Origin of the sequence: Lentzea sp. NBC_00516 (genome assembly GCF_036346835.1) — a bacterium.
Lineage (GTDB): Bacteria > Actinomycetota > Actinomycetes > Mycobacteriales > Pseudonocardiaceae > Lentzea > Lentzea sokolovensis.
Genome location: NZ_CP107840.1, coordinates 7,510,857 through 7,524,014, shown reverse-complemented (window position 1 = coordinate 7,524,014; position 13,158 = coordinate 7,510,857). Strand labels below are relative to the sequence as shown.

At 68.7% G+C, this 13,158-nt stretch carries 12 protein-coding genes; 5 read left to right on the top strand and 7 right to left on the bottom strand.

Translation table 11 applies throughout. The features are described 5' to 3' along the window. Positions 1–170 precede the first annotated feature (170 nt). The gene (locus OG205_RS34475; protein ID WP_330272094.1) at positions 171–3,266 is read left to right on the top strand and encodes an LCP family glycopolymer transferase; all 3,096 of its coding nucleotides are present in this window, start codon (positions 171–173) and stop codon (positions 3,264–3,266) included. A 72-nt stretch (positions 3,267–3,338) separates the two neighbouring features. Beyond that, positions 3,339–4,004, top strand: a complete 666-nt coding sequence (gene phoU, locus OG205_RS34470; protein WP_330272093.1) for a phosphate signaling complex protein PhoU — start codon at positions 3,339–3,341, stop codon at positions 4,002–4,004. A gap of 21 nt (positions 4,005–4,025) precedes the next feature. On the opposite strand, the gene OG205_RS34465 is transcribed toward phoU, so the two are convergent. The 7 genes from OG205_RS34465 to OG205_RS34435 form a co-directional block, all read right to left on the bottom strand. Further along, positions 4,026–5,186, bottom strand: a complete 1,161-nt coding sequence (locus OG205_RS34465) for a hypothetical protein (RefSeq protein WP_330272092.1) — start codon at positions 5,184–5,186, stop codon at positions 4,026–4,028. A gap of 27 nt (positions 5,187–5,213) precedes the next feature. Then, on the bottom strand, positions 5,214–5,990 hold the full coding sequence (gene pstB, locus OG205_RS34460; protein WP_319976685.1) for a phosphate ABC transporter ATP-binding protein PstB: 777 nt from the start codon (positions 5,988–5,990) through the stop codon (positions 5,214–5,216). A 10-nt stretch (positions 5,991–6,000) separates the two neighbouring features. Further along, on the bottom strand, positions 6,001–6,915 hold the full coding sequence (gene pstA, locus OG205_RS34455; protein ID WP_330272091.1) for a phosphate ABC transporter permease PstA: 915 nt from the start codon (positions 6,913–6,915) through the stop codon (positions 6,001–6,003). Further along, on the bottom strand, positions 6,912–7,976 hold the full coding sequence (gene pstC, locus OG205_RS34450) for a phosphate ABC transporter permease subunit PstC (RefSeq protein WP_330272090.1): 1,065 nt from the start codon (positions 7,974–7,976) through the stop codon (positions 6,912–6,914). Before pstC ends, pstA begins: the two co-directional genes overlap by 4 nt. 35 nt (positions 7,977–8,011) lie before the next feature. Continuing rightward, positions 8,012–9,124, bottom strand: coding sequence for a phosphate ABC transporter substrate-binding protein PstS (gene pstS, locus OG205_RS34445; protein ID WP_330272089.1), 1,113 nt, complete (start codon positions 9,122–9,124; stop codon positions 8,012–8,014). A 196-nt stretch (positions 9,125–9,320) separates the two neighbouring features. Beyond that, a complete protein-coding gene (gene mshD, locus OG205_RS34440; protein ID WP_442916620.1) occupies positions 9,321–10,196 on the bottom strand; it encodes a mycothiol synthase in 876 nt (291 codons plus the stop codon). A gap of 10 nt (positions 10,197–10,206) precedes the next feature. Further along, positions 10,207–10,968: a response regulator transcription factor gene (locus OG205_RS34435; protein ID WP_319976680.1), complete on the bottom strand. Its 762-nt coding sequence runs from the start codon at positions 10,966–10,968 to the stop codon at positions 10,207–10,209. Positions 10,969–11,142: 174 nt separating this feature from the next. On the opposite strand from OG205_RS34435, the gene OG205_RS34430 reads away from it, so the two are divergent. From OG205_RS34430 to OG205_RS34420, 3 genes are read left to right on the top strand one after another with little or no spacing between them, the layout of a single operon-like run. After that, positions 11,143–11,865 (top strand): alpha/beta hydrolase, encoded by a 723-nt coding sequence (locus OG205_RS34430; protein WP_330272088.1) that lies wholly within the window; start codon positions 11,143–11,145, stop codon positions 11,863–11,865. Beyond that, complete coding sequence (locus tag OG205_RS34425) at positions 11,862–12,695, top strand: LmeA family phospholipid-binding protein (protein ID WP_330272087.1); 834 nt, start codon at positions 11,862–11,864, stop codon at positions 12,693–12,695. Before OG205_RS34430 ends, OG205_RS34425 begins: the two co-directional genes overlap by 4 nt. Beyond that, positions 12,692–13,099: a thioredoxin domain-containing protein gene (locus OG205_RS34420; RefSeq protein ID WP_330272086.1), complete on the top strand. Its 408-nt coding sequence runs from the start codon at positions 12,692–12,694 to the stop codon at positions 13,097–13,099. The genes OG205_RS34425 and OG205_RS34420 overlap by 4 nt, the downstream gene beginning before the upstream one ends. Positions 13,100–13,158: the final 59 nt, after the last annotated feature.

Genomic DNA, 13,158 nt, shown 5'->3' with positions numbered 1-13,158 from the left:
GTGATGCAACCCTTGTGTCCCGGTCGACGTCACTTCGTAATGACGAACCGCTTTTGCTTCTGACCCAGAAGGGAGATTGGGTGCCCGACGACCCCCGACGTGGCGGCCCCTCTTCCCGTGGTGATCAGGATCCCCAGCACGACCAGCCGACCGGCCGTAGACGTCGCTCGATGGAAGGCTCTGGGGGCCTGAGCGTCTCGGAGCTCATCGAGCAGCACAGCAGGACGAACATCCCCCGGCCCGTCCCGCCAGGCTCCTCGACAGAAGAACCCACGACTGGCAGGCGTGCCCTGCCGGACCCACCCGCGCCCACCGGCAGGCGTGCTCTGCCTGATCCCCCGGCGCACCAGCCACCACCGCCTCAGCAGCCTCCACAGGCACCGCGGCAGCAGCCACCCGCAGCTCACCGGCCTGGTGAGCAGACGGGTACGCGCCCGCGGCCTGAGCAGGCCGCCCCGCAGAACTTCACCGGCGACCCGACCGGCAGGCGGCGCAGGGCGGACGTTCCGCCCGAGCCGAACGGCGTTCAGCAGCCCCCGGCGCGCCCGCGTCCCGCTCCTGGTGAGCAGACCGGTCCACGGCCGAGGCCTGCCCAGAACCCGGAACAGAGCGGTGCCTACCGGGTCGAGCAGACCGGCCAGCGACCGAGGCCCGACGCGACGGGCATGCAGCGCCGCCCGGTCCCCGGCGAGCCGCCGAGCGGTCAGATCCGGCGTCCCGTGCCAGGTGAGATGCCGCCCAACGGTGCTCCGCAGCGCAGGCTCGCCCCCGGCGACGCTCCGTCGTCCAACGGCATCCCGCGCCCACCGGTGCCCGACGCCACCTCGAACGGCATGCCCAGGCCGCCGGCTCCCGGCGACCCCAGGCGCATGCCTCCCGGTGACGCGCCATCCTCGAACGGCATTCCCCGGCGTCCCGCGCCTGGCGTGCCCGAGGCGAACGGCATGCCCGCAGGCACGGTCCGCCGGCCAGGACCCGAGGTCGGCGGAGCACCGCCGCGCAGGCCCGGCCCCGGCGACCCCCCGTCGTCCAACGGCATCCCGCGCCCGCCGGTCCCCGGTGAGATCTCGCAGCCCAACGGCCTCAAGCGCCCGCAGGTACCCGGCGAGCCCAACGGCCTGCAACGGCCCCCCGTGCCAGGCGGGACGCCGGACGGCCCCGCGCCGCGCCGCCTCCTGGCGGGCGAAGCACCGTCGTCCACCGGCATTCCGCGTCCTCCCGTCCCCGGCGAGGGACCGGAGAACACCGGCCGTCGCCCCATGCCCCCGAACGGGGACGTGACCGGCAGGCAGCCGATGCCGCCGCGCGCGGAGTCGAGCGGTCCCCGGCCGATGCCCCCGAGGGCGGAGTCCAGTGGTCCGCGGCCGATTCCCGGTGGCCTCGCCAACCGGCTCGGTGCCGATCCCGTGGACGAGCCCAAGGCCGACGCGCCCGGTCCCGAAGCCACCCAGATCGCCTCGGCGGCGGGTGTGGCCAAGGTCGAGAAGCGCGAAGACATGGACCCGTTGAGCCTCACCACCGAGATGGAGGCCATCGGCGACGACGTGAAGAAGCGTCGCGAGGTCGACCACACTCTCGCGCGGTTCTCCGCGGTGCACGACGAACTGCTCGAGCAGGAGCGCCAGCGCAAGGAACGGCGCGCCAAGCTCATGCCGTGGGTCAAGGACGGCGACGAGGACGACCTCGTCGACGAGGCGACCGAGTTCGCCGAGCCGGTCGTCCTCGGTCAGGAAGCCGGCGAGAAGCGGATCCCTGGTCGCACGCCCCAGCAGCGCAAGCTGATGCGCGCCGGCCGGATCGGCGCGATCGCCGCCGCGGCCGTCGTGTTCGCGTCGACGGGCATCGGCTGGGCCGCGATGCAGTGGGCCGACTCCAGGTTCACGAAGATCGACGCGCTGGGCGGCAACTCGCAGGCCGTGCAACAGGCCGAGAAGCAGCTCGGCGACGAGAACTTCCTGCTGGTCGGCTCGGACACCAGGGCGGGCGCGAAGGCGGGTGACAACGTCGGCACCCAGGCGCAGGAGGGTGGCGCGCGGTCGGACGTGATCATGCTCGCGCACATCCCCGCGGACCGGAAGCGCATGGTCGTCGTGTCGCTGCCGCGTGACGTGCGCGTCGACCGTCCCGCGTGCCGCACCTACAACCCGGACAACGGGCAGTACGCGGGCCCGCTGGCGCCGGAGAAAGAGGTCCTGGCGAACTCCGTCTACAACGACGGTGGGCCCGAGTGCGTCGCCAACCTGATGACCCAGCTGACCGGCCTCAAGATCAACCACTTCGTCAGCATCGACTTCGTCGGCTTCCGCGAGATGTCGACCGCGATCGGCGGCGTGGAGATCTGCTCGCCGATCGCGATCAAGGACGACGAGCTCGGTGTCATCCTCGAGAAGCCGGGCAAGTACACGCTCAAGGGCGACCAGGCGCTGCAGTACGTGCGCGCTCGCAAGGTCCAGGCCCAGGGCGACGGCGGTACGGACTTCGACCGGATCAAGCGGCAGCAGGGTTTCCTGTCGGCGATGTTGCGTCAGGCGCTGTCGAACGAGGTCCTGCTGAGCCCGACCAAGCTCAACAACTTCATCAACGCGCTCACCAAGTCCACCGCCGGTGACAACGTCGGTGTGGCGCAGTTGCTGGAGCTCGCGAACTCCCTGCAGAGCCTCGACGCCGGTCGCGTCTCGTTCGTGACGATGCCGCACTGGACCGACGAGGGCCCGACGAAGTCGAACGACGACAACATCGAGCGACTCAAGGACGACGACGTCAAGGCGCTGTTCCAGACGATCATCGACGGAACGCCGCTGCCGCAGGAGAAGCCCGTCGAGGGCAAGCCCGGCGAGACCAACGCTCCCGCGCAGCAGCCCGGCACGGTGATCGACCCCAAGGACGTCACCATCCAGGTGCTCAACGGGGACCCGACCAACGACGGCGCGGTCGGCAGGACGGCGAACGCGTTGGAGCAGCAGGGATTCAAGATCGCGCAGCGGGGCAACGCACCGGAGAACGCCCCCAAGACGATCATCAAGTTCGCGAAGGGCAACGAGAACAAGGCCGCGACGCTCAAGGCCGCCGTGCCCGGCGCGGACCTGGTCGAGGCACCGGAGATGGGCGGGGCGATCCAGCTGACGATCGGCGCGGGCTTCGACGAGAAGATCCAGTCGCCCAAGGCGGGTACCCAGCAGGGCACTCCGCAGGGTCAGGCAGCTGGTCAGCCTGGCGACGGTCTGTCCATTGTGAACGCGGCACAGGACCCCTGCGCGGCGAAGTGATTCGCCTGGGGTTCACCTGCGGTTCATGCTGGCATGTCGCTGCCGCGATGGTCGGGACGTAGGCTGAGCGCCATGCGCGAGGCCTACCACGACCAGCTTGAACAGCTCGCCGACCAGCTGGCCGACATGACCGGCATGGTCGCCGAGGCGATGCAGAACGCGACCACGGCACTGCTGCAGGCCGACCTCGGCCTGGCCGAGCAGGTCATCAGCGGCGACCAGAAGGTCGACGACGTCCGCTCCAGCATCGAGGAGCAGTCGTACGCACTGCTCGCACTGCAGGCGCCGGTCGCGACCGACCTGCGCACGGTGCTCGCGGTGATCCACGCCGCCGAAAGCGTTGAGCGCATGGGCGACCTGGCACTGCACGTGGCCAAGGCCGCGCGTCGCCGGCACCCGGCGTCGGCGCTGCCCGAGGACGTGCAGCCGTACTTCTCCGAGATGGGCCGGATCGCGGTCAAGCTCGCGAACGAGGCCGCGTCGATCATCCGCGAGAAGGACGTCGACCGTGCGCGCAGCCTCGAGGACGAGGACGACGCGATGGACGACATCCACCGCCACCTGTTCTCCGTGATCATGGACAAGGAGTGGCAGCACGGCGTCCCCGCCGCGGTGGACGTGACGCTGCTCGGTCGCTTCTACGAGCGCTACGGCGACCACGCCGTGTCGGTCGCCAAGCGCACGGTCTTCGTCGTCACCGGCCGGATGCCCGGCTACGGCGACGACGAGAACCTCTAGATCTTCCAGATCCTTCAGGAATCAGCGAAACTGCCCATCGCGCTCTGCCACCAGCTCCGGATCGGCGTAGGCCTCGGAGAACTCGGCGAGCACGGTGGGCAGTTCTTCGTCCCACACCGCCCGCGCCTCGTCGCGCGGCAGATCCCGGGCGTCCACGGTGAAGTAGGCCCACGCCCGCACGATCTCGGGCAGCAGAGCCAGATCCGCGTCGCTCACGTGCAGCTTGGCGGCCACGTTCAGGATCAGCACGGCGGTCAGCGACGCAGGCCCGTAGACAACGGGATCGCGGTTCTGTTCCACAGCGGCGGAAACGACGATCCGTGCGAACGCCCGCGCGGCCTCGACGTCCGCGATCCCGTGCTCTGAAGCCAGGAACGCGTCGACGACCTCGTCCGTCCTTTCCGGACTGACGGCGGGGATCTCGTACTCCTTGGGCACCAGGACGCTCACGCGGGCGTCGGCGAGGGCGATGAGCTGCACCGGGTGCCGCACGTCCTCCTCGCCCATCAGGCCCTCCTCGGCCTCCTCGTCCGGGCCGTCCTCCCAGAACTGCTCGACGTCCGGCCACACGCGGTCGTAGACGTCGGAAGCGCTCAGGGGAGTGATCTCGTCGCGGAACGCCTCGGGCGTGGAGGCGATCATGTCCTCCAGCAGCGCCACGGTGCCCTCGGCCGGCGTCGCGAACAGCTCGATCGCGGTGGCCCCGAGCACCGGCTGCCGCATGAACAGGACGGTCTCGCCGAGACCCGCGCGTTCCTGGGTGATCGCGATGACCTCCACGTCCCCCAACAGGTTCGTGACGAGGAAGGCGTCGCGGAAGTCGGGCACGGTGCCGGCGACGTACCAGGACGGCTCGGCGACACCTCGTGCCGCGACGGTCTCCGCGGCGGCGAACGCGGCGGACCTGCTCTCCTCCGAGCCCACACCGGCCAGGGCGCGCAACGCGGTGAGCGCCGCGGGGTCGTCCATCTTCTGCAGCGCCTCGACCAGCGGGTCGGTGCCGGAGTCGGCGAGCCAGAGCGTCGCGTAGAGCTCGCTCGCCCAGGCGTCCGCGAGCAACCACGACTCCGAACGCAGCGCGGCCGCCGACTCGAGCAACGCCCCGTACGGGGACTGCTGCTCGGGCCTGCGGCCGGGTGCCTTGCCTTGCTTCTTCTTGCGGGGCTTGCTTTGCGGGCTCACGCCAGCAAGATAGCCGAACCCGCGTTCTTAGCCGAACCGGCCGGAGATGTAGTCCTCGGTCGCCTTCTGGCTGGGGTTGGAGAAGATCTTCTCCGTGTCGTCCACCTCGATCAGCTGTCCTGGCTGACCGACACCCAGCAGGTTGAAGAACGCGGTCTGGTCGGACACGCGCGCGGCCTGCTGCATGTTGTGAGTCACGATGACGATCGTGTACTCCTTCTTCAGCTCCGTGATCAGGTCCTCGATCGCCAGCGTGGAGATCGGGTCCAGGGCCGAGCAGGGCTCGTCCATGAGCAGCACGTCGGGCTGCACCGCGATGGCACGCGCGATGCACAGACGCTGCTGCTGACCACCGGAGAGGCCGCCGCCGGGCTTGTCGAGGCGGTCCTTGACCTCGTTCCAGAGGTTGGCGCCGCGCAGCGAGCGCTCCGCGACCTCGTCGAGCTTCTTCTTGTCCTTGACGCCCGAGAGCCGCAGGCCGGCCACCACGTTGTCGCGAATGGACATCGTGGGGAACGGGTTCGGCCGCTGGAACACCATGCCGATGGTGCGGCGCACCTCGACCGGGTCCACAGTGGACGCGTAGATGTCCTCGCCGTCGAGCAGCACCTTGCCCTCGCAACGGGCGCCGGGGGCGACCTCGTGCATGCGGTTCAGAGACCGCAGCACGGTCGACTTGCCGCAGCCGGAGGGGCCGATGAACGCGGTCACGTTCTTCGGCGGCACCGCGAGCGAGACGTTCTCCACGGCGTGGAACTTGCCGTAGAAGAGGTTCAGGTCCTTGATGTCGAGTCGCTTGGCCATGTCCGCCCGCTCACTTCGTCTTCGGCGCCAGCGCCCGCGAGATCACGGTCGCCAGGAGGTTGAACAGGGTGATGAGGACGACGAGCGTGATCGCCGCTCCCCAGATCCGGTCGAAGCCCGCAGCCGTCGGGTTGTTGCGCTCGTTCACCATCATCAACGGCAGCGAGGCCATGGGCCCGTCGAAGATGTTGTAGTTGATGAACGGCGCGTACGCCGCGAGCACCAGCACCGGAGCCGTCTCGCCCATGACGCGGGCGAGGGCCAGCATGATGCCGGTCAGGATGCCGGACAGCGCGGTCGGGATGACGATCTTGACGATCGTCTTCCACTTCGGGATGCCCAGCGCGTAGGAGGCCTCGCGCAGCTCGTCCGGGACGATCTTGAGCATTTCCTCCGTGGTGCGCACGATGACCGGCACCATCAGCAGCACCAGCGCGAGCGACACGGCGAGTGCGCTGCGGCCGAGGCCGAAGGTCGTGATCCAGACCGTGTAGACGAACAGTGCCGCGACGATCGAGGGCACACCGGTGAGGATGTCCACCATGAACGTCGTGGCCTTCGAGAGCTTCGAGCGGCCGCCGTACTCGACGAGGTAGATCGCGATCATGATGCCGATCGGCACGGAGATGACCGCGCAGATCAGGCCCTGGACCAGCGTGCCGTAGATCGCGTGGTACGCGCCGCCGCCCTGCTGCCGGGCCAGCAGGCCCGACATGGACTTCTGCCACCAGTTGCCGTCGAGGATGACCGGGAAGCCGCGCTGGATCACGGTGTAGAGCACCCAGACCAGCGGGATGATCGCGATCAGGAACGCGCCCCACACGAGTGCGGTGGCGAGGCCGTTCTTGATCCGGCGGGACACGCTGACCGACTGGAACGTCGGCGGCGTCGCGAGGCGCTGGGGATCCGCGAGATTCGTGCTCACTCGTACTCCTTGTGGCCGGCGACGATCGAGCGCGCGATGGCGTTCACGACGAAGGTCAGCACGAATAGCACCAGACCGGCGGCGATGTAGGCACCGGCCGAGCGCGCGTCGTTGAACTCGGGCGCGGCCAGCGCGATCTTCGAGGCGAACGTCGAGCCACCGTCGAACAACGACCAGCCGAACGAGCTGGTGGCGGTGCTCAGGATGATCGCGACGGCGATGGTCTCACCGAGAGCGCGGCCGAGGCCGAGCATCGAGGCACTGACGTAACCGGCCTTGCCGAACGGCAGGACGGTCGTGCGCACGACCTCCCACTTGGTCGCGCCGAGCGCGATGGCGCCCTCGACGTGCATCGTGGGCGTGCGGTCGAAGACCTCGCGGCTGACGGCCGTGATGATCGGCAGGATCATCACCGCGACGACGATGCCCGCGGTGAAGATGGTGCCGCCGAGCTGCACGTTCACATTGCCCTTGGCGAAGATCGGGATCCAGCCGAGGTTCTCGATCACCCACTCCGAGAACGGGAAGAGCACGGGGCCGAGCACGAACAGGCCCCAGAGGCCGAACACGATCGAGGGAACAGCGGCGAGCAGGTCGATGACGTACGCGAACGGCCGGGCGAGGTTGCGCGGCGCGTACTGGGTGAGGAACAACGCGATGCCCAGCGCGATCGGCATGGCGATCAGCAGGGCCACGAGTGCGACCACGACCGTGACGAGCGTCAGGTCGAGGATGCCGAACCGCAGGTTCGTCGGGTCGGTGGTGTTCCACTCGCGGCTGGTCAGGAAGTTGACGTTGTCCAGCCCGAGCGACGGGATCGCCTGCAGGATCAGGAACAGGCCGATCGCGCCGATGAGGACGACGATGAAGACACCGGACCCCGTCGCCAGGCCGCGGAAGATGCGGTCACCAGGCCGGACGTGAGGTGCCTTGGTCGTTACTGGAGCTTCCGGTGTCGGGGGAATCGGAGCCTCCGAGGCGGTGGGAGCAGCCGCGACGCCCCGCTCCGCACCGGTGTCACCGGAACGGGCGGGGCGCTTGGCCACGACGGGATCGTTCATCGCGTCTGTGTGTCAGCCGAAGTTTCGCATCAACCTCAGGCGATCGCCTTCACGGCGGTCAGGAGCTTGTCCTGGAACGCCTTCGGCAGCGGCACGTAGCCGGCGTCGGCGAGCTGCGCCTGACCGGTGGTGGCGGCGACCGTGAGGAACGCCTTGACGGCCTTCGCGGTGTCGGCGTCGTAGCCCTTCGAGCACACGATCTCGTAGGTCGCGAGCAGCAGCGGGTACGCGCCGGCGGCCTTGGAGCCGTAGATCGAGTCGAGGTCGAGGATCAGGTTGTTGCCCTCGCCCTTGACCTTGGCCTCGTCGATGGCCTTGCCGGCCGACTCGGCGGTCAGCTCGACAGCGCCCGCGCCGGAGTCGATCTTGGCGACCGAGAGCTTGTTGTCCTGCGCGAACGACCACTCGACGTAGGTGATGGCACCGTCGATGGAGCCGACGGCCTGCGCGACACCGGCGGACTTCTCCTTGCCCTCGCCGACACCACCCTTGAACTGCTTGCCGTCACCCTTGGTCCAGCCGCCGGCGACCTTCAGGTACTTCTGGAAGTTGTCGGTCGTGCCCGACTCGTCCGAGCGGTAGATGACCGAGATGTCCTTGTCCGGCAGGGTCGCGGAGCCGTTGAGCGCCTTGATGGCCGGGTCGTTCCACTTCTTGACCGCACCGGAGAAGATCGCGGCGGTGGTCTTGGGGTCCAGCACGAGGCTGTCCACACCGGACACCTTGTAGCCGACGGCGACGGGGCCGAAGACCAGCGGCAGGTTCCAGGCCGGGTTGGTCTGGCAGCGCTTGGCGGCCGCCTCGGTCTCGGCGCCTTCCTTGAGCGCGGAGTCCGAGCCACCGAAGTCGACCTGGCCGGCGTTGAAGTTCTTCACGCCCGCGCCGGAGCCCGAGGGGTTGTACGCGAGGTCCACACCGGGGCAGGCGGCCTGGTAGGCCTGCACGAACGCGTCGACCGCGTTCTTCTGCGCGGAGGAGCCCTCAGCGTTGAGCTTGGTCTTGCCACCGCACTCGACCGGGACGGAGGCAGCGTTCGACGCGGTGTTGTTGCCACCCGCCGGAGCGTTGTTGTCACTGCCACACGCACCGAGCAGCAGCGCGCTGGCCGCGACGAGGCCGAGAACGGCACCGTGCCGCTGGATCTTCACCTGGGTCCTCCACCTTGCGGAAGCATTAGCGGTTCGCGACGAACCCGCCGCTTGCTACGGAAGGTAGGTAGCCAGAATGGACAGACCACCTAGTCAGGGTGAACGGGAGGTGAACACCGAACGGGAAGTGACGGGTCACACGGCCAAAAGAGTGACCGCGTGACCAGCGCGTATGCGTTTTGTGACGGTACGTTGACTACCGGGCGTACTGGACGTCCGCGTCCCAAAGGGTGAAGCCGAGCTTCGTGTACACCCTGACCGCCGCCGTGTTGTCCGACTCGACGTAGAGCATGACTTCCTTGACGCCCTGTTCGCGCAGGTGACGCAGGCCGGCCAGGGTCAGCACCTTGCCCAGGCCACCGCCCTGGCGGTCCGGGTCGACGCCCACGACGTAGACCTCGCCCAGCTCTGGCGTGTGCACCTTGGTCCAGTGGAAGCCCGCGAGCTCGTCGTCGGCGTCGAACGCGAGCAGGAAGCCCTCGGGGTCGAACCAGGCCTCTTCTTCCTTCGCACGAACGTCCTCGATCGACATCGCGCCCTGCTCGGGGTGCCAGTCGAACGCGCGGTGGTTCACGTAGACGACCGCGGCCTCGTCCTTGCCGGGCACGAACGGCCGGATGGTGATGCCCTCGGGCACCGACGGTTCCGGCAGGTCGTTCTCGACGCGCAGCCGCATCCGCAGCAGCTCGCGCACCTTGCGGAAGCCGAGCTTCTCCGCGAGCTTCTCGGCGTCCGGATGACCGCCGTGCGCCCAGATCCGCAACGACTCCTGCGGGAGCGCTTTCACCAGCGCCTCGCCCACGCCCTGATGGCGGTACGTCGGGTGCACGGCGAGCTCGGCGACCTTGTTGCCGCCGGAGTCACCGATCAGGTCGACGTGCGCGTACCCGGCCAGTTCGCCGTTCAGGTGCGCCAAGAGGTGCCTGCTGCCTGTCGCGCCGGGGCGCATCCGCAGTCGCACGGCCTCGCCGACCGGGGCCACGCCATCGGTGCCCTGGGCAGCCTCCAGCAACCCGGTCACCTCGGCGGCCTGGTCGGCCGTCAGCTCCTCGAACCAGCTCAGTTGCGCCACACAGGCGAACCTACCGCGCGATCAAACGCTCATCCAGGACGCGGGCGGAGTCGTCGATCTCCACCTCGGCGAGGTCGGACGGGCGGCGGGACGATCCGGGACGCGGCGGGCGGACGAACTTGTAGCCCACGTTGCGGACCGTGCCGATCAGCGCCTCGTGCTCGGGGCCGAGCTTGGCGCGCAGCCGTCGCACGTGGACGTCGACCGTGCGGGTGCCGCCGAAGAAGTCGTAGCCCCAGACCTCCTGCAGCAGCTGAGCGCGGGTGAAGACCCGGCCCGCGTGCTGCGCGAGGTACTTGAGCAGCTCGAACTCCTTGTAGGTGAGGTCGAGCGGGCGGCCCTTGAGGCGCGCCGTGTAGGTGGCCTCGTCGATCACGAGGTCGCCGAGCTGGATCGCGCCGTCGCCACCGGGCTGCGTCGTACCGCGGCGCGAGCGGACCAGCCGCAGGCGTGCGTCGACCTCGGCGGGACCGGAGTTCGGCAGCAGGATCTCGTCGACCGACCAGTCCGAGTTGACCGCGACCAGACCGCCCTCGGTGACCACGGCCACCACGGGCACGTCCACACCGGACGAGTCCAGCAGGCGGCACAGCGAACGCGCGCCGACCAGGTCGGTGCGGGCGTCGATCAGCACGATGTCGTGCGGTCCGGCCTCGAGAAGCGCGGAGACCTCTGGGCGCAAGGGACGTACGGCGTGGGGAAGCAGAGCCAGCGCCGGAAGCACTGCCTCCGGGTCCGGGTCTGTCGTCAGCAGAAGCACGTCGATGCTCATCGCGGCGCCCTCCAAATCGGCCGTGGTCGGTCACCTGGACCAGACCAGCGGCGTACGGTGACCGGGCCCCGTTGCCTGCGGATGACGGAGACAATACCGGTGCACCCCGAGAAAGTCCCAGGTCAAGAAGCCGTGCTCACACTTGTTTCCACAAGCGTCACGCCTGTTACATCCATGTCACACGACGGAGTGCGTCTGCACGGCGTCCACTACAAGAGTGAAAGCGACCTCGCTTTCGTTGTGGGACACGGGTTCACGAACAACGTGCGCCGGCCGTACGTCTCCCGTGTGCTTGCCCGAATGGCCAGGAAAGCCGGTGTCGTCGCGTTCGACTTCCGCGGCCACGGACGTTCGGAAGGCCGTTCCACGGTCGGCGCCGACGAGATCCACGACATCGAGACGGCCGTTCTGAAGGCCCGCGAGCTCGGTTACTCGAAGGTCGCCACGGTCGGGTTCTCGATGGGCGCCTCGATCGTGCTGCGGCACGCGGTGCTTGGGGAGACCAGGCCGGACGCCGTCGTCTCCGTCAGCGGACCCGCCCGGTGGTGGTCGCGCGAGACCGCTCCCATGCGCCGAGTGCACTGGTTGCTGGAGCAGCCGCACGGAAAGCTCGCGGCACGGGCGCTCGGGGTTCGGCTCGGCGGCAGCTGGGTACAAGCGCCGGAGAGTCCGCTGGAGGTGGTCGGACGGATCACGCCCACCCCACTGCTGATCGTGCACGGTGACCTGGACCACTATTTCTCCGTGGACCACGCCAGGTCGCTGCACCGCGCGTCCTCAGGACATGCCGAGTTGTGGATCGAACCCGGCATGCGGCACGCCGAATCGGCCGCGACTCCAGACCTGGTAGACCGGATGGCGGCATGGATCGTCGCCAAGATCGAGGACGAGGAATGACTGCAGGGTATTCCGGCCAGAACCCGGCGCGCGCCAAGCCGAAGAGGAAGTCGCGGCGCGGGAAGTTCCTCATCATCGCGGTGATCGTGCTGGGCGTGCTGCTCGTCGCGGCCGACTTCGCGCTCGCGGCGGCCGGTGAGTACCAGATCGCCCAGCGGATGCGGGAGAAGCTCCAGCTCAACGAGGACCCGTCGGTGCGCATCAACGGGTTCCCGTTCATCCTGCAGGCGATCCGCGGTGACTACACGCACGTCCGGATCGATGCGTACGGCGTGCCGATCAAGGACGAGCAGCAGGGCGTCGACCTGCGCGACCTCGACGTCGGCGCCGACCTGCGGCACACCCGCGTCGAACTGGCCGACCTGCTCGCGGGCAACGTCTCCAAGGCGACCATCGACACCGTCGAGGGCAGCGTCCGGATCAAGGCGCCGGACCTGAACCGGCTCGCGAACCAGGTGACGCCGTTCGACAAGCTCTCGATCGAGCCGGACAACCGCGCCGCCACCCAGACGCCGGTCGACCCCAAGGCGCCCAAGACGACCGCCGCGATCAAGCTCTCCGGCCAGACCAACGTCGCCGGCAAGGTCATCACGCTCACCGCGTACGGCCAGATCGCGCTGGTCAGCGGTGCCATTCAGATCAACATCGATGACATCGAGCTGGACGACGCCTCGCTCAAGCAGATCATCCCGCAGCTGCGCCAGGCGCTCGCGATCAAGATCGACCCCGGCACGCTGCCGTTCAACGCCACGCCGACCGCCGTCGAGGTGGAGAGCGGTTCGTTCAAGCTCAGCGGCCAGATCGCGGATGTACCGTTGGTCCAACGATGACTGGTGTGTGGGCGCTGCTGGGCGCGCTGGCCGTGGCCGGCGCGATCGGTGTGCTGCTCAAGGTCCGTGAGGGCCGCATCTCTCGCAGTGAAGCTTCAGTCGACCTGCCCGCCCCCGTGCGCGACCTGCTCGCGCCGGGGGTGACGCTGGTCCAGCTCTCCACCACGTTCTGCGCGCCGTGCCGGCACGCGAAGGTGATCCTGCGCGACCTGGCCGACCGCACGGACGGCCTCACGCACGCCGAACTCGACGTCACGAACCTCCCGGACGTCACCACCAAGCTCGGCGTCATGCGCACCCCGACGACGCTCGCCCTCACGGCCGACGGCACCGAGGTTCTGCGAGTCGGCGGAGTGCCGAAACGCGACTCGTTGATCGAGGCCCTGCGCCCGCATTTGCCCTAATCCGGTCGGGTGAACCTGCGTTGTTCCACCAGATGGACATACCTCCCGCACCGAGGGAT

Bases quoted from the DNA above. Each gene is read 5' to 3' on its own strand.
- OG205_RS34425 (WP_330272087.1), top strand. From the start codon at position 11,862: ATGACTGCAGGGTATTCCGGCCAGAACCCGGCGCGCGCCAAGCCGAAG.
- OG205_RS34435 (WP_319976680.1), bottom strand. From the start codon at position 10,968: ATGAGCATCGACGTGCTTCTGCTGACGACAGACCCGGACCCGGAGGCA.
- OG205_RS34420 (WP_330272086.1), top strand. From the start codon at position 12,692: ATGACTGGTGTGTGGGCGCTGCTGGGCGCGCTGGCCGTGGCCGGCGCG.
- pstB (WP_319976685.1), bottom strand. From the start codon at position 5,990: ATGGCCAAGCGACTCGACATCAAGGACCTGAACCTCTTCTACGGCAAG.
- phoU (WP_330272093.1), top strand. From the start codon at position 3,339: ATGCGCGAGGCCTACCACGACCAGCTTGAACAGCTCGCCGACCAGCTG.
- OG205_RS34475 (WP_330272094.1), top strand. From the start codon at position 171: ATGGAAGGCTCTGGGGGCCTGAGCGTCTCGGAGCTCATCGAGCAGCAC.
- pstC (WP_330272090.1), bottom strand. From the start codon at position 7,976: ATGAACGATCCCGTCGTGGCCAAGCGCCCCGCCCGTTCCGGTGACACC.
- OG205_RS34430 (WP_330272088.1), top strand. From the start codon at position 11,143: ATGTCACACGACGGAGTGCGTCTGCACGGCGTCCACTACAAGAGTGAA.